The organism is Pseudomonas sp. R25(2017) (assembly GCF_002112565.1).
Classification (GTDB): Bacteria; Pseudomonadota; Gammaproteobacteria; order Pseudomonadales; family Pseudomonadaceae; genus Aquipseudomonas; species Aquipseudomonas ekonensis.
Window position 1 is genome coordinate 56,591 of record NZ_NEHZ01000025.1, and the last position, 16,043, is coordinate 72,633.

The 16,043-nt window shown below is 59.7% G+C and carries 13 protein-coding genes and 1 pseudogene; 3 read left to right on the forward strand and 11 right to left on the reverse strand.

All coding sequences use genetic code 11. The features are described 5' to 3' along the window. The first annotated feature begins 117 nt into the window (after window positions 1-117). Complete coding sequence (locus CAG31_RS25955) at window positions 118-1,056, forward strand: NAD-dependent epimerase/dehydratase family protein (RefSeq protein ID WP_085586602.1); 939 nt, start codon at window positions 118-120, stop codon at window positions 1,054-1,056. 30 nt (window positions 1,057-1,086) lie between these two features. On the opposite strand, the gene CAG31_RS25960 is transcribed toward CAG31_RS25955, so the two are convergent. The 3 genes from CAG31_RS25960 to CAG31_RS25970 all read right to left on the reverse strand — a co-directional run bounded on the left by CAG31_RS25960 (window position 1,087) and on the right by CAG31_RS25970 (window position 3,851). After that, entirely contained in the window at window positions 1,087-1,722 is a 636-nt protein-coding gene (locus tag CAG31_RS25960; RefSeq protein ID WP_139831400.1) for a hypothetical protein, read from the reverse strand. Between the two features lie 72 nt (window positions 1,723-1,794). Next, window positions 1,795-2,946, reverse strand: a complete 1,152-nt coding sequence (gene solA, locus CAG31_RS25965; protein ID WP_085586605.1) for an N-methyl-L-tryptophan oxidase — start codon at window positions 2,944-2,946, stop codon at window positions 1,795-1,797. 131 nt (window positions 2,947-3,077) lie between these two features. Then, a complete protein-coding gene (locus CAG31_RS25970) occupies window positions 3,078-3,851 on the reverse strand; it encodes a methyltransferase domain-containing protein (protein ID WP_170930072.1) in 774 nt (257 codons plus the stop codon). Between the two features lie 292 nt (window positions 3,852-4,143). Between CAG31_RS25970 and CAG31_RS25975 the strand changes: the two genes are divergently transcribed. Beyond that, the gene (locus CAG31_RS25975; protein ID WP_085586607.1) at window positions 4,144-5,262 is read left to right on the forward strand and encodes a histidinol-phosphate transaminase; all 1,119 of its coding nucleotides are present in this window, start codon (window positions 4,144-4,146) and stop codon (window positions 5,260-5,262) included. Here the strand turns inward: CAG31_RS25975 and CAG31_RS25980 are convergent. From CAG31_RS25980 to aepX, 7 genes are all read right to left on the reverse strand, one after another. Continuing rightward, window positions 5,219-7,507: an FAD/NAD(P)-binding protein gene (locus tag CAG31_RS25980; protein WP_085586608.1), complete on the reverse strand. Its 2,289-nt coding sequence runs from the start codon at window positions 7,505-7,507 to the stop codon at window positions 5,219-5,221. The genes CAG31_RS25975 and CAG31_RS25980 overlap by 44 nt on opposite strands. 13 nt (window positions 7,508-7,520) lie before the next feature. Further along, entirely contained in the window at window positions 7,521-8,651 is a 1,131-nt protein-coding gene (locus CAG31_RS25985) for an alanine--glyoxylate aminotransferase family protein (protein WP_085586609.1), read from the reverse strand. Between the two features lie 125 nt (window positions 8,652-8,776). Continuing rightward, window positions 8,777-10,174 (reverse strand): class I tRNA ligase family protein, encoded by a 1,398-nt coding sequence (locus tag CAG31_RS25990; protein WP_085586610.1) that lies wholly within the window; start codon window positions 10,172-10,174, stop codon window positions 8,777-8,779. Beyond that, window positions 10,171-10,536, reverse strand: a complete 366-nt coding sequence (locus tag CAG31_RS25995; protein ID WP_139831401.1) for a cupin domain-containing protein — start codon at window positions 10,534-10,536, stop codon at window positions 10,171-10,173. Before CAG31_RS25995 ends, CAG31_RS25990 begins: the two co-directional genes overlap by 4 nt. A gap of 212 nt (window positions 10,537-10,748) precedes the next feature. Continuing rightward, window positions 10,749-11,756 (reverse strand): hypothetical protein, encoded by a 1,008-nt coding sequence (locus tag CAG31_RS26000; RefSeq protein WP_218189834.1) that lies wholly within the window; start codon window positions 11,754-11,756, stop codon window positions 10,749-10,751. Further along, window positions 11,753-12,880 (reverse strand): phosphonopyruvate decarboxylase, encoded by a 1,128-nt coding sequence (gene aepY, locus CAG31_RS26005; RefSeq protein ID WP_085586613.1) that lies wholly within the window; start codon window positions 12,878-12,880, stop codon window positions 11,753-11,755. Before aepY ends, CAG31_RS26000 begins: the two co-directional genes overlap by 4 nt. 4 nt (window positions 12,881-12,884) lie before the next feature. Continuing rightward, window positions 12,885-14,195, reverse strand: coding sequence for a phosphoenolpyruvate mutase (aepX, locus tag CAG31_RS26010; RefSeq protein WP_085586614.1), 1,311 nt, complete (start codon window positions 14,193-14,195; stop codon window positions 12,885-12,887). A gap of 744 nt (window positions 14,196-14,939) precedes the next feature. Here aepX and hutC point away from each other — a divergent pair. Next, on the forward strand, window positions 14,940-15,677 hold the full coding sequence (hutC, locus tag CAG31_RS26015) for a histidine utilization repressor (RefSeq protein WP_085586615.1): 738 nt from the start codon (window positions 14,940-14,942) through the stop codon (window positions 15,675-15,677). A 179-nt stretch (window positions 15,678-15,856) separates the two neighbouring features. On the opposite strand, the pseudogene CAG31_RS26020 reads toward hutC, so the two are convergent. Beyond that, window positions 15,857-16,043, reverse strand: a pseudogene (locus CAG31_RS26020) (histidine ammonia-lyase); the annotation flags it as partial.

Sequence of the window (16,043 nt, forward strand, 5' to 3'; positions counted from 1 at the left end):
GTCGGGCTCCTGGTTTGCCCGCCGCCGCCCAAAGAATGCGCTTGACCTTAAAGGCAGCTTTAATCTTAGGGTGCACACCACCCCGACTCGACATCCTCAATCCTCATAGGAAACACCATGCAAACCGTCCTGGGAGCAACCGGCCAGATCGCCATGGAGCTGGTTCGCGAACTGCACCGAAACCATACGCAAGACATCCGGCTCGTCAGCCGCAAGCCCCTCAAGGTCAATGACACCGACACCTTGGCGCCGGCCGACCTTTTGGATGCCGAACAAGCGACCAAGGCAGTGAAAGGCAGCAGCATCGTCTACTTCACCGCCGGGCTGCCGCCGGACACCCAGGTGTGGGAAACCCAATTCCCCGAGATGCTGCAAAACGCACTCGACGCGACCCGCGCGGCCGGGGCGAAGTTCGTGTATTTCGACAACACCTACATGTACCCCCAAGATGCCCGCGTGCTGAGCGAAGACGCTCCGTTCGAGCCGTTCGGCCGCAAAGGCCGGGTGCGCGCACAGATGGCGTCCATGGTCCTGCGGGAAATGCAGCGAAGCGAGATCCCGGTCGTCATCGGCCGCGCTCCGGAGTTCTATGGGCCAGGCAAGACCCAGAGCTTCACCAACGCGCTGATCCTCGACAACCTCAAGGCCGGCAAGACACCCCGCGTACCCGTGCGGGACGATACGAAGCGCACGCTGATCTGGACCCCGGACGCCAGCCGCGCCCTGGCCGCGCTGGGGAACGCACCGGACACCTACGGCCAGACCTGGCACCTGCCCTGCGACGACGACCGCCTCACCTACAAGCAATTCGTGGCCCTGGCATCCGGCATCGTCGGCAGGGAACCGACCTACAAGGTGCTCGGCAAATGGACGCTGACGGCCGCCGGCCTGTTCGTCAAACCAGTGCGCGAACTGCGCGAGCTGCTGCCGCGGTACGAGCACGACAACCTGTTCGATTCCTCGAAGTTCAAGCGGCGTTTTCCGGAGTTCGAGGTCACGACCTATCGCGAAGGGCTCACCCGGATACTGACCGGCCCTGGTCGCAGCATGGGCTGACCGTGCCGGCACATCGAGACGAATCGCTGTTCAGAACTCACAGGACCAGCGCCACTCGCCCTGAGCCGAGCGAAAGAACAAGCCGACACCGTTCTCTGCCCATTTCCAGTTGATCAACGATTCCGAAGCGATCTGAAACACGAACTCGTCGAGCCTGGAGGTGCGCAGGATTTCAGAAGGATAGCCACCCACCTTGGTTCCGGTGCAATGGGCGGCCGCCCCGTCGCAGGAACGCCCCGCTGTCTGGCTTTGAAATGCATCGGCCCCCTCGTGCGCCTTGCGCCAATGGATCGGGTAGGAATGATCGGGGGACAGAACGTTGTGAACCGCCGACAACCCCTCGGCGCAAGCGTATTCGCGGATGGCCCAGCCCTGGCCATGAGGCTGTCCGAACGGGTAGCTCTGAAGGTTCATGTACAACACCAGGACTGCGATGTGCCTCAATTGCACAGGGACAAAAGGCAGTTCATCGACCCTGATCTGAAGCAACGGAAACATCGGTTTTCCTTCCCAGAAAAGCGTGTCTTCGCCGGCATGGCGAACGCCATGGAAAAAACGCGAATCGACATAGGCCGTCGGGCGTGTCGGTTTGCCGATGACCGCGACCGAAACGCTTCGCCCAACGACATCCAGTCTGTCCGGTGCATTGATCGTGCTTGAGTCCATTCTGTACCCCTGTCCTTTGTGACCGTATCGGGCAACGCCGTCATTGGCGCGCTCATGCACTGGAGCGTTCGCTCAGAAACGATCCGGGCTGAACGCCTGGATCGGAACCGTCGTCGCCCCCTCCAGCGCCAGCTGGGCGGCGGCCAATCCTACTGCCGGCGCATGCTTGAAGCCATGGCCGGCAAAGCCGCCGCACAATACGAAACCAGGCAACCGATCGGACTGCCCGAGGATAAAGTCCCCGTCAGGCGCCTGTGCGCTCATGCAAGGCTGAGCGAAGGCCGGGTGGGCCGAGAGGCCCGGCAGCGCCGCTGCGACAAAATCGCTGACCGGTTGCAGTTCCTCGTCGTCCGGTTGCCTGCCCCTGTTGTCTTCCGGACGGTCGAGCCATTGTTTTTTCTCGATGGAAGCGCTGCTTACGCCGACTTTCACGCCCATGCCGTCGATGTCGGGGATCCCCCAGCCATCCAGCGCCCCGCTCTTGTAGGTGAACACGGGAAAGGACGACGGCCCGTAGCCTGACGGATCTTCGAGGGACTTGAACCATGACAGCGTCGAGCGCTGCAGGCGGATGGGGCAGTCCAGCTTACGGGCAAAATGGTTGAACCAGCCCCCCGTCGCCAGTATGACTTTCGATGCATTGAACGTCCCGGTGTCGGTGATCAGCTTCAGGGGCTTCCCCGCCCGGTCGGCCTGTATGTCCAGGCACCGGGAGCGCCTTTCGATCCGCGCACCCTGCCGAACAGCGACGGCGATGGCCGCCAGCACCGACGCCTCAGGACGGATCACCCCGGCGCTAGGCTCATACAGGCCCAGATCGCCGCTTGCGAGTGAAAACTGAGGAAAGCGCAGGCCCATGGCCTGTCGGTTCAGGCACTCGAACCGGATGCCGTGGGCAGCGGCATTTGCCATGGCATCTGCGATGAGGCGGCTTTCACCGGGTGCGACGGTAAGGCCGCCGCACAGGGTCAGGAGCGGCTGACCGCTCTTTTGACCCAGCGCCTGATAAAGAGCGAGGGACGTTTTGGCAAGCGGGACATAATGCTTGCCCTCCGCCCCCAGTGTCCGGAAGATCCTCGACCCGCCGTGCGATGCGCCATTGGGGTGCCCGGGGTCGAACTGTTCGAACGCTATGACCTTCGCCCCTTGCTCCGCAGCCTGCCATGTCGCCATCGCCCCCATTACCCCTAGTCCGACGACCGCAACGTCAAAGCGATCAGACATGGCATTCTCTCCTTCCCGCCAACCCTGGCGGCATTTCCGGCAACGCTGCCGGCGCTGAAAAACGTCGCAAGGGCAAAGGCATTCCGAGGCACCTCACAATCCTTTGCCGTGTTCGATCGATGCCGTGTGATTCAGGGACGGCGTGCGGCAAGCACTGTCCACACCAGCAGTCCATCGCGGGCGAAACCGATTTTCTTGTTCCAGCGATCCAGCAAGTTGTCGTATTCAGCCGAGGACAAGTCCTGCATGAACAGTTCCTTTTGCGTCAGCAACAGTTCCCTGCCCTCCAGCATACTGTTCAATAGATCCTCGGTTCGATCACTCAAGACGATATCGGTGAAACCGGCGGCGGTCAGGATTTCGATATAGCGCGACGGCAACATCATATGTTGGCCCCAGGCATCCATAATGTTGTCGAACGCCGTCGACTCAGCAGGCCCTTTGCAATAGTCCGTTATGAGAACTTGCCCGTCCGGCCGCAGTGCCTGATGTAAACGCCCCCAGATATCCGCCTTTTCTTGCTCGCTCCAGAACGCGCCGCAGTCCCGGGTCCACACCACGTCGAACGAGGCGGGTTCCAGCAGCGCTGTCGTCCGTACATCGCCGGTCGTAAACGTTACGCCCTTGATCGGCGAATTTCGGTAACGCTCAAGGCATATCCCGGTCATGTCCGGTGCCGCATCCAGGCCGACCACCGCGACACCGAACTTTTCAGCCAGTCGAAGGCAGTCTCCGCCCAGCCCGCTCCCGACGTCCAGCACGCTCAACCCCTGCCTCAGGTCGAGCCTGGCGGCCAGTCGGTCGAAAACCGCCTCGCTGCCCGGGCCCTGATACCCATGCCCGTAGAGTCGCTCGTGTCGCAATGCCACTTTGCGCGAATAACGCTCATCCATAACCGCCGACATATGTTCGTCCATCCTGTCTTGAAATGAATAGTGAAGTCAGAGCCCCACACTAAAAGAACAAAAAACAATCATTGTTAACATCGTTTTATGACAATTACATGACCACTCCCCAATGACTTGTTTATCAAGAACACCGACCTGACAAATATTGTCAAAAGCAACGACTGCGCCAATGCAATTGAATTAACATCCTGCGATACAGCCAGAACAACATAGGCAGACGAACGTTTTTTCGTTCTGCCGACAACAGTTGCCCGCCCCGTTTTTTTTCTGACGACCGCACGAGGAACACATGAAGGAACAATGGAAAAGTACCCACTTGGACAGTCTCCCGCTGCGCAGTGACCTGCGAGGACAAACGCCTTACGGAGCACCTCAGCTCGACGTTCCGGTGCAACTCAATGTCAATGAAAACCCCTACCCTCCCTCGGAAAAAGTTGTCGCTGAAATCACCAAAGCCGTGACGCTCGCCGTCCAGAACATCAATCGCTACCCCGACCGAGAGTTCCTGGGGTTGCGCGGCGACCTGGCGTCCTACCTGAGCGAAGACACCGGGACACCGTTGCAGGCCGAGAACGTGTGGGCGGCCAACGGCTCCAACGAAGTCCTGCAGCAACTCCTGCAAGCCTTTGGCGGCACCGGGCGCACTGCGCTCTCTTTCGCCCCGACCTACCCCATGTACCCCGAGTACTCGCGCAACTCACTGACTCAATGGGTGGAGGGGCGACGCCAGGAAGACTTCAGCCTGGACATCGGACACGTGCTGGATTTGATCAATGTCCATAACCCCTCAGTGATCTTTCTGACCTCCCCCAACAACCCCACGGGAACCGCACTGACCCTTCCCGAGATCGAATCCGTCCTGGCCGCCGCCCCCGGCATCGTCATCGTGGATGAAGCGTATGCCGAGTTCCGGCGCGCCGGTGTCCCCAGCGCGGTGTCTCTTCTGCCCCGCTACCCTCACCTGGTTGTCAGCCGGACAATGAGCAAGGCGTTCGCGTTGGCCGGCGGTCGTCTCGGTTATCTGGCGACCTCCCCCGCGATTGTCGATGCACTGCGCATCGTTCGGCTGCCCTATCACCTCTCGGCCGTCACCCAGGCGGTGGCCCGTGCCGCCCTTTCACATCGTGACGCCTTAATGGCCAACGTGGATGAGCTGAGACAAGAAAGGGACAGAACCGTGACCTGGCTGCGCTCCATCGGCCTGGAGGTCGCTGATTCTGACGCTAACTTTGTCCTGTTCGGACGTTTCGATGACCGCCATGCCGTCTGGCAGGGCCTGCTTGAACGGGGGGTACTCATCCGTGAAGCCGGCCCTGCGGGATGGTTGAGGGTCTCCATTGGAACCGCTGCTGAAATGCACGCCTTCAAAGAGGCGCTGGTTTCGGTTCTGGCCGCTCCGGCCGCCTGACCGGCTCGTGCCCCGAGCTTGTCTCGGGGCTGCTTGCGGATGTTTGCGCCTGCACATGCCCCCAGAACCCCTTCAGCCATTTAAGGATGTCCTGCATCACGTAGTGGTTCTGCGAGGGACGCAGCGCCGACAGCAGAAACGACTTCCCGCCCTCCGCCGGCGGGCCCAGCACCGTGATCTGCGTCTCGACCGTTCCATCCTTGCGGATCGGGTGATGGTCGTCTGTCAAATCAATCCCGCCAGGCACGTAGCGTTCTCCCGGCAATGAGTCGTTGGCCCACATGCGCACTGTCCCTCGGGCAATCAGGTTTCGGTACAGCCTTGATGCGTCCTTGCGGGGGTCAAAGGGATGAAGCCTTGCGTTGATCAGCGTATCCACCCTGGCCAGCCTCCCGGTCTGCGCCCCTCTGACCGTGAAACAGCCATGCGCCTGATCGGTTTCGACCACCGCGCCCGGGCCGATGCCGACATCCAGCAGACCGCACTCTATCAACGCCCGGACTTTTTCCATGATCTGCGCCGCAGCGCCGTTTGAAAGCCGGTTGTGGATGCTCAAGTACTCTCGCTGGAAGCGCTGATGAGAGGCGGCTGTCAGCCCGGCGTCGTCAATCGCATGGGAGATCACCGAGCGCAGGTCCCGCCAGACGCCGTCTGCGGCAGCCTTATGGGGGTTGTGCAGGTTTCCTTGAGCCGCCCACAGCAGATCGCGGTCCATGAAGTCGAGCACCGCTGCGCGATACGCGTGCCCGTCAGCACAATCGCTCGGCGAAACGGGATTGATCGTCAGTTCCCAGCAGAACCTGTTCCCGCGCACATCATTCTCCAGCCGCCAAGGCGACGACCAGGCTTGGGCGATACCGGCGAGGCCTGCGGAGTCATGCAGCTGCATGCGCGCCTGTTCCCGCGCCTCGGCACCGTGAACGACACCGATCCAGTGGTCCAGAACGCATTCGACCGACCACCCGGCCGCCTGCCGCTGGGCTTGCGCCACCGTCGCTTGCCCGGTCAGCACCCGGGACAGCACCGCCGTCACCTCATCGACGATGCCTTCAACCGCGGCGAGTCCGTCGAAGTCAGCGGGCAAGGTGGCTTCATTGGCGGCATGCGCCTGAAAGTCAGGCAGCACGCGTGCCGAAACCAGAACCTCGATCGAAGGCCCGAACAGTGTGAGGTAGTGGAGGTAGCCCATCTCCAGCTTCAGCACGGGCAACAGGTCCGCGTCAAAATCAAACTGCGGCCGTGCCTTCTCGGCTTCGCTGCGCCGGCCGGCGAGCTTTCGGCGCAAGCGGTCAACGGTCTCCCTGGTAAAAAAGACCCCCTGATGCTCCAGGTTCACCGGGCCGGTCTCCTTATGGTTTTCCGGGCGCGCAAAGGTAAACAGGCCCGAATGGCTGAACGCCAGGATGGAGGACGGTTCCCGGCCACTGGGCTGATAGTGCAAGCCGCCGTTTTGCGCCCTGGAGAACCACCCCCCTCGCCCCTCCGTCAGATGCAGGATCACATCGATCGCGGTCAGGCCCATGCCCCAGCAGCCGACCGTTTCGGGCCTTTCCTGGGTGGGCGACGGAAGCGCCCTGTCCAGCGGGTAGGCAAAAGGGACGTAGGCGGCCTGCTCGTGGCGCCGGGCAAACTCGATCAACGCTCTGGCGTCGTCGCACCGGTCCGGATCATGGTGGGTGTGCCCCGTCAGCAGCAGCACATAATCGACGAGGAACACCTCGCCCGCCGAATCTTCGACATGGAACCGTGCGTCTTCGGCGAGGACATCGACCACCTCGGTCGGGCGCAGGATCACCTTGGCTCGGGAATCGGCGTCTATGTCACGAATGAAGTCCATCAGCATGTCCTGAAGGGCCAGCCCATGGACATAGCGCTTGGGCCAGTCGGTGGGGCCCAGATCGAAATCGCGATGGCCGGTCAACGCATACTGGCGCCGACACCACTCGTGCAATGTCGGACGCTTGTGCGCCGCACGGAGGGGGCCCGCATCCGTGACACTTTCATCGGCAGCGAAACTCACCTGGCCGGCGATCCTGTTGAGATAGCTCGTCTTGGGTTGGGAGCCACTGTGCGCCTGGCCCGCACCGAATTCACCGCTGCGCTCGAACAGGTACACTTCCAGCTCCGCATCAGGGCCGAGCCGCTCAAGCGTCGCCGACAGACGCTCCATCGCATAGACCGCTCGGGGGCCGCCACCGACCACAGCAAGCCGGTATGGCCTGCCGTTCACAGAAAGATTATTCATCGCGACCCCCGTCTCAACGATCGTGCGTTACAGGCCGGACAGACAGAAACTGCGCCATCGTCTCCAGGAAGCCGTCGATGTCCTCCGCGGACATGCACCCCATGGTGGACAGCCGGAAGAACCTGTTCGCCAGATGTTCCTGGGCGGTGTAGATGACGTACCCGGCGCTTTTCAGCACCGGGTGCAGATCCGCATAGTGGACACCCTCCGGCAAGCCGACCGTGGTCAGGCCGACCGCTCGGTGTTCGGGAGCCAGCAAAATGCTCAGCCCTAGTCGGGTCAAACCGTCGCGCAGGCGCGTCGCCAACCGACGGTAGCGCGAGTTTCGCTCCGCCACCCCTTCCGCCAACAACAGGTCCAGCGCGGTGTCCAGTGCGTAGAACAGGGGAACGGCGGGTGTGAACGCCGGTGCGTTGGAGGTCTCTTGCGCAGTGAAATGGCGATGCAGATCAAGGTAAAACGTACGTGCCTTGTGGGCTTTCAGGGACGCGAAATCCGCTTTGAGAGCGCACACGAATGACAGGCCCGGCATCCCCTCGATGCACTTGCCGGCGGAGCCGATCAGCCAGTCGATGCCATCACGTGACTGGTCGATCGGTTCAGCCCCCAGGCTGCTGACGGCATCGACAATCATTTTGCAGCCGTGCCGATGGGCAATGGCGGCCAACCCGACAATGTCATTGAGCATGCCGGTGCTGGTCTCGTGATGGACCACGGCCACATGAGTGACGCCGGGGTTTTCACGGAGGGTTCTGTCGATCAGTTCCTTATCGACCGGCACGCTCCAGCCCAGCGTCAACCGAACGCTGGCGATGGCGTGGATTTTGGCGATGTCATGCAGACGCTCGGCGTAGTGTCCGTTGTCGATGATCAGCACGGTGCCGCCGTCCGGTATCACCGACGCCATCGTCGCTTCGACCGCCGCGGTGCCTGAACCGGTCAGCACGACCGATGCGTACCGGTCATCGCCCCCCGACACTTGGGTGATCTTTTGCCGGACGGCCGTCATCAGTGCTGCAAACTCCGGCTCACGATGACACTGGTCGGGCCCCGCCAACGACAATCGAACACGCTCTTGAGTTGTGACAGGCCCCGGGTTCATCAATACCTGGCGTTTATCGGCCGCACCCTGTGTAGAAGCCATATGCAAACCTCCTCCCTGAGTCAGTGGACTGACATTCAGAATGATTGATCAAACGGCGCGCACCCCGTGTCTGAACGCGACACCAGGACGGCGCGGATAACGAGTGCACTGAGGTTCAATCGCCTTCAGCCAAGCGACAGGGCGTCCAGCAGCGCTTCAAGAAAACCGTCGATGGCCGCCGCTTCCTGAGGTCTCGCCACCGTTTTCAGGTGAGCCGAGTAACTGCCTGCCTTATTGATGACATTGAGCAGTTCCTCAACGCTGAACGCCCGTGCGTCTGTCATTGCCGACAACCGCTGCTTGAATGCGCCTACGGATGCGTAGGGCGTGGTGTCTGCGCCCCCTGCTGGCTCGCCGCCTGATACGGGCGCACGACTATGGCTCTCGGCGTACCCCTTGGTGGCGAACTCGGGGCAACTGTCGGCCAGGTTGGTCCTCAATCGTTTGAGTTCACCTTCTTTCAGCAGGTCGGCAGCCCAGATGACGTTATTGCGGCTTGATGAGATCTTGGCGTTGTTCAGGAACAGGAAAAAACTGGCCTTCAATGCCGTGGGCACCATGGCGGTGATGCCCAGCACCATGGAAAGGTAGGGAAACAGGAACGCATAGTAATAAGAGTTATCGATCCCGAAGTAGGCGACGACCTCAGGCGGGTGCTCCAAAGCGTTCAAGCGCCGCACGGACTCTGCAAAACCGACTGATGTGTCCACATTGCACGCTTTCAGAACGGAATACAGATGCCCGAAGTAGATCTCAATCCAGGGATTCAAGGCCCCCTGCATCGTTTTGGGAAACACGCCGTACGCGGCATCGTAGCTGAACCCGATCCGGTGGGCCTTCAGGTGCTGGAACATCGAGTCGATGCGACGGTTGCCCGAATGCAGCGTGTCGACCACTTCTGCGATCCGTTCAACTTCCTTGGCCGTGATCGCAAGGAACTGCACCTCTTTTTCGCTCAGGACATGATCCGCATGACCGCAGGTATCGCACACCGGTGCGATCGCTTTTTCAAACGCCATAGGGATGCAGCAATTTTCGCAGACGTTGAGAAAGGCGTCGTGAAGACAATGGCTGCAAAAGCCTTTCACGTTGGCCTCATACAGCGAACTGTCACACTTTGAGCAATGCTTTGCCTTGGCGGTTTCCAGATTCAGCCGGGGGATCAGGTGCTCCACCGCCGAATCGAGAAACGCCAGGTATTGCGTCGAGGTGTTGTCGATGAACAGGTCGTGGTCGATGCCGAACGATTTGAAGTCATGCTTGATGCCCGCCTGGACATCCTCGAAGAACTCATTGACGTCACGGCCCAGTTGAGCCGCCTTTTTCGGGACGTAGCTCTGATAGGTATCGATGTGGGACAGGTGTTGGACGGGCCGTCCGCTCACAAACCGCATCAGCCGTGAATGCAGGTCCGCACGAAGGTAAGGGCCTGAGATATGGCCGATGTGCAGACGACCGTTGGGCGTCGGAGGTGGCGTCAGGATGATCATGGGCGATGAAGGCGAACGGCTCACTGTGCTCATGCCGGCACCTGCTCGGTGCTCACCGCTTTCCACCACAGGCTGAACAGGCGGGCCTTATCGGTCGACGTGTTTTTGAACGAGTGGCTTTGTCCGATTTTCGCGAAAGCGACATCGCCCGCCTTCACGGAATGAACGACGCCATCCAGCGTGAAATCAGCCGTGCCATCGAGCAGCAGAAAAATCTCTTCTACGTTTTCTTTATTGATGTGCTCGCGGATGGTTTCACCTGGATAGAACTCGACCATGGCAGCGCCCATGGCCTCCTTCTTTGCGGAAGTCAGGGCCAGCAAGTCACTCAGGCGGCGTACCGATACATCATATTCGGCACTGTATTTACTGCTTTCATCACGATCGATAGTCACGCTTAAATCCCTCTTAGGTTAACTATGTTTTATTGAACTGCGGGCAATGCAAAGCCCTTCGTGGATATCGCTTGTTTGCGCAAAACCTGAGCGCAAAACAAGCGACACCACAAATCATCAAAACAACAGCGATCATTTGGACATGCCCTTCGCAGGCGAGTCCGTCTTTCTTTTAACAGCGGCTCGTTCGCTTCATCGCAACGATGGCTGACTCACCGTAACGAAATGACGAGCAGGCCCAGCAACATCACAGCGACACTGATGATCTTCAGGGGCGGCGCTGTTTCCTTGAGCCACACCACGCCAATCAATACCCCTACGGGAATCGACAGTTGCCTCAGCGCGACGATGTAACTGACATCCGTACTGAACGCCATGGCGATGAGGACAAGTCCGTAAGTAGCGGTAATCATCAAACCGGTGACGAGTATCGAGCGACGATGCTCGCGCCAGACGGGAGCGAACACCGTTCGCTCTGAACTCATCACCGCAATCAACGGCAGTCCCCACAACACCGTGGTCAACGCTTGCAGCACCATGTAGTTGGCGCCGGCCGTCAATCGTGAATAGCCGGCATTGACCATCATATCCAGCGCCACTTTGTCGATCACCGAATAGCCTACGGTTCCTGCGGCGGCCAACAGCGCATAGCCCAATGCCGGGTTGAAGTATGTTTTCAGTCGAAAGGAACGGAAGCTGCTCAACGGCAGACAGAGCGCGCCCAACACAATCAAGACAATGCCGTACCAGTCTCTGGCGACCAGCGCCTGGCTGCCCAGCAGGCCCACCGTCACCATGGGAACCATCACCACCGGCAGCGCTCGGGCCAGCGGGTAAATGACGCTGACATCCCCACGGGAATAGGCCCAGGCCAACCCGCCCATGTACAGCATCTGGCAAAGCCCGGTCGCCAGCAGCAGCCACCAGAACATCGCCGGCAGCTTATCCAGGCCCGCCCCCAGGCTCAGCAGCGGGCTGAACAGAATGGCGCTCGTGCCGATCGCCAGTATGAAAAAGCTCAAGGACGGCGCCTGTTTCTTGCCGAGCAGATTCCAGCCCGCGTGCATGCATACCGACAAAAGAGTTATTGCAAATGCCATTGAGTTCAAACGCTTTTTCTCCTTGTGCTTGTCGCTTATCCCTGGCCTGCCGCCGCATGAGCCGGCACCCTGCCGATCGCCGTTGCCGGCCACGGACGGCACGACAAGGGTGGGATTCAATCGGAAACGAATGCCATGAACCCCGCCAGCCTTTCCTTCAAGTCCATCGAGGGCCGACCCAGATCGCCTCGGGCGCCCTTGTCGACCATGATCTCCAGCAAGGCCGGGCCCTGCGCATCAAGCAACCACTCGATCTCCTCAAACAGATCGCCGCGCGCGACGCAGAGCGACACGTAGCTGTAGCCACAGCCGACGAACACTGACTGCAGGTCGATCGATTGCGCGACGGTCGGCTGACCGCCCACGGAGTCGTGGGCGCCGTTATTGATGACAAGGTGCTTGAAGTTGCCTTTGGCCCTCGTCCCTGCAATGGCCGCGCTCCCCATGTGCATCAGCAGCGCGCCGTCCCCGTCCAGGCAGATCACCTGGCGATCCGGCTTGTGCGTGGCAATCTCGAGGGCGATCTGCGAGGCGTGCCCCATGCCGCCGATGGTCAGGAAGTCCGCGTCATGCCCTTGTCCGTGCCTTTTGCGGCACTCGAACAACTCCCTGGAAATCATGCCGGTGGTGGCAACCACAATGTGGCGTTCATCGAGCCGCTGGACCAGCGCATCGATGACGTCTTCGCGAGAGTAGGAAAACACCTTATTGCCCTCGACGCGGGGTTCGAAGCTGCCGACGGCCCCGCCCTTGACCACCAGTGCATAGGCGCGGGACTGAGAGGCGGCGGTCTCGACCGCTCTTGATATGGCTGCCCGGGCGAGGGATTCGTCACCGTCAATCACGTCATAAGGTATTTCCATGGCCTCCAGCAGCGCCAATGTCACGCGCCCTTGCTTCAGGTGCTGCGGCTCATCCTTCACCCCAGGTTCGCCTCTCCAGCCAATGATCAGAATCATCGGGATAGAGTAGACATCGGGATCGCCCAGCGACAGCAACGGATTGATCGCATTGCCCAAGCCCGAGTTCTGCATGTACACCGCCGGGATGCCGCCTGTCGCCAGGTGATACCCCATCGCCAAACCGATGGCGCCGCCCTCGTTGGCCGCGATGACATGATGGCTGGCGGGTGTGTGCTCGGAAACGTAGAAGCAGAACGACTTCAACAACGAGTCCGGCGTGCCCGCAAAGTACTCGACACCCTTGCTTTTCAGTGACTGGTAAAAAAACTCTGGAGAAATCATCGAATCACCGCGTCCCTGGTATCAGATCCAAAATCTCGTTGATCGGCATGCATTCCGACTCGCACTCCATGGAGCGGCCATGCGTCAGGATCGACTGCGCGATGCGGCTCATCGCCGGATAGGAAGCCCGCAACATGTGGTTGGCGTAGATGACGATGTTCACACCTGCGCGGGACAACTCAATGTCAGTGATGCTGTTGTAACTGGAGGGAACGGCGACAAGGGGTACGCGCTCATCGAACATCGCGTAGTGCCGGCAGAACTCCAGGATCTCGGCAGGGGATTTTTCACGGCTGTGGATCATGATGCCGTCGGCCCCGGCCGCGATGTACGCCTTGGCGCGCGCTAGCGCGTCATGCATGCCTTTCTCGAGTATCAGGCTTTCGATTCTCGCAATGATCATGAAGTCATTGGTTTGGCAGGCCGCCTTGCCGACTTGGATCTTATGGCAAAACGCTTCGATACTTTCCTGATCCTGCGTGACGGTGTTGCCGAACAGTGAGTTCTTCTTCAACCCGGTCTTGTCTTCAATGATGACCGCAGAGACACCGACCCTCTCCAGGCTCTTCACCGCCAGCGCAAAGTGCTCGGGTTTGCCGCCGGTGTCGGCGTCATAGATGAGCGGTTTGGTGGTGACCTCAAAGATGTCGTTGATGTTCTGCAGACGCGACGTCAGGTCCACCGCCTCGATGTCGGGTTTCCCCTTGGATGTCGAGTCGGTCAGGCTGCTGGACCACATCGCATCAAACGTTCGGGATTCTCCGCCTGATTCGACCTGCAGGTTTTCGATAATCAGCCCGCACAGCGGTGTATGGGCTTCGAGCACCCGGACAAAGGACTTGGCCTCAAGAAGGCGGCTCAGTTGCTGCTGCCTGGAATGCGGTCTGGCGTAGGCCTTGTTCAAGCGCTCAAACACTGACGCATTCGAGCCTGTGTGAGATTGATCGCTGACAATCAGTTTCCCGCCCCAGCCGGAAAGCGCCTGTTCGACGCGTTCCCGCTCGGGCCGACCGATGCCCTTGCCTTCATCGTCCCAGTGGAGAACGTAGGTCGGTTGTAAATCCAGAATGTTGGTGATGGCGTCCGCACTGTCTTGAGGCACCACCTTGGAGACACCTTTGACACGACTGAAAACACTTGCACGCTGTTCGAAATTCAATATCGGCTCGCGTCCGGACAACGCCATCGCCTTGTCCGTCAACACACCAACGACCACAGAACCATACTTTTCCGCTTCACCGATCACGTCAATGTGACCCGAATGAAGAATATCAGCGTTCATCTTTACGTATACAACATTGCCAGCAATATCCATATGCCCTATTCCAGATCTTCATGATAATGCTATTGAAGTTGACGTCTCGAACCAACCGCGCCCGCCTTGCCCATTAGAACCAATAGGCAAATTTTTAATCAGCGCAAACACGAGTTCACCCCAACAGAATGCGCAGGCCAAACATATATAAGAATTGAATAAGTGAGCGACGACCATTGGCTGCCCGTAAGGCTACAGTGCCGTAACCGTCGGGCAACACGAAACAAGATACTGGTATTGCAGAGATCGGGAGCCGTTTCGAAGCAGGCGAGTCTGATTGGACGTTATGCTTCTCAGGAATCTTATTCCATCGACGGTGAAGTGCTTTATTACTTCCGAATCGAAGTATCTTGTCATGAAATAAACATGTCAATATTTTTTTATCGGAGCAAAACTTTAATATTTAATTCACTTTCATGTAGCAATTGTGAAATATTGCCCAAGCTCGCCTTCTGCAGAAGTTGCACTGCATTATATGTACATACAACTATAGCCATGTAAGAAACATATCGCAGACACCGTACGGTGAAAGACAACGAGAACATCGCAAGTGCGGCACCTGAGCGTTCCGCGACAAAGGAGAACAGGCGCAGGACGAGGCGCAGCGGCCATGCCCTGCTCCGGCACGCCATTTGAATGCGCCCGGCACTTGCGGCTGTCCCTCCTAAGCTGTGAGGATAGCGGCTTTGTCGCCAAGACTCGGCAAGCGCCTTTACCGTGGAAGAGATTCGGATTGATTGACTGATGACTAAGAATGCGCCGCAAGCGCGCTATCAACGCGCGAAGGATTTCGTGCAAGGCAAGCTTCGCGCCGGGGTCTGGAAACCCGGCGACCTGATCCCTTCCGAGCATCAGTTGGTGCAGGAGCTGGGCATGTCGCGCATGACGGTCAACCGTGCCCTGCGCGAACTCGCCGACGAAGGCCACCTGGTGCGGATCTCGGGGGTCGGCACGTTCGTGGCCGAGAGCAAGCCGCAGTCGAACCTGCTGCGCATCACCAACATCGCCGACGAAATCATCGCCCGGGGGCACAGCTACACGTGCAAGGTGCTGCACCTGGCACGCGAGGCCGCCTCGATGCAGGTGGCCGCTGCGTTGGCGTTGCCTACAGGGGCGTCGGTGTTTCATTTGATCTGTGTGCACAGCGAAGAAGGCGTGCCGGTGCAATTGGAGGACCGCTACGTCAATCCCGAGATGGTGCCGGAGTTTCTGCAGCAGGCGTTCGGCGAAAGCCTGCAACCGGCCCGGTACCTGTTGCAGGTCATCCGGCCGGATGAGATGGAGCACATCGTCGAGGCCAGCCACCCCAGCGGCGACGAGAGCAAATACATGCAGATCGATGACAACGAGCCTTGCCTGGTGCTCATGCGCCGGACCTGGAACCAGGGCAAGATCGTCACCTATGTGCGCCTGGTTCACCCGTCGTCGCGCTACCGCCTGGGCAGCCGTCTTCCGGTCAATGGCGCCCACAGGGAAAGTTGATCCCTCAGGGCTCCACCGCTTTCAAAATCCAATCGCAATGCCGCTTCCGCAAGGTGTACAGGCTTCAATGCGGGAGCAGCTGTCTTTACGGCGCCTGGACTGCCGTCATCGCTGGCAAGCCAGCTCCCACAGGGGACTGCGCAGAACCCGTGGGAGCTGGCTTGCCAGCGATGAGGCCCTTACAGGCTCGGCAGCAGTTTGGCAGGCACCAACGCGCTCAGGCACCGCGACGCCAGCAGCCCGGTCGCCGCGTCGATGTCCGGCGCAAAGAAACGGTCCTTCTCGTAGAACGGCACCTCGGCGCGCAGGGCCGCGCGGGCCTGCTCCAGCGCCGGCGAGCTCTTCAGGCCGTCGCGCAGATCCAAC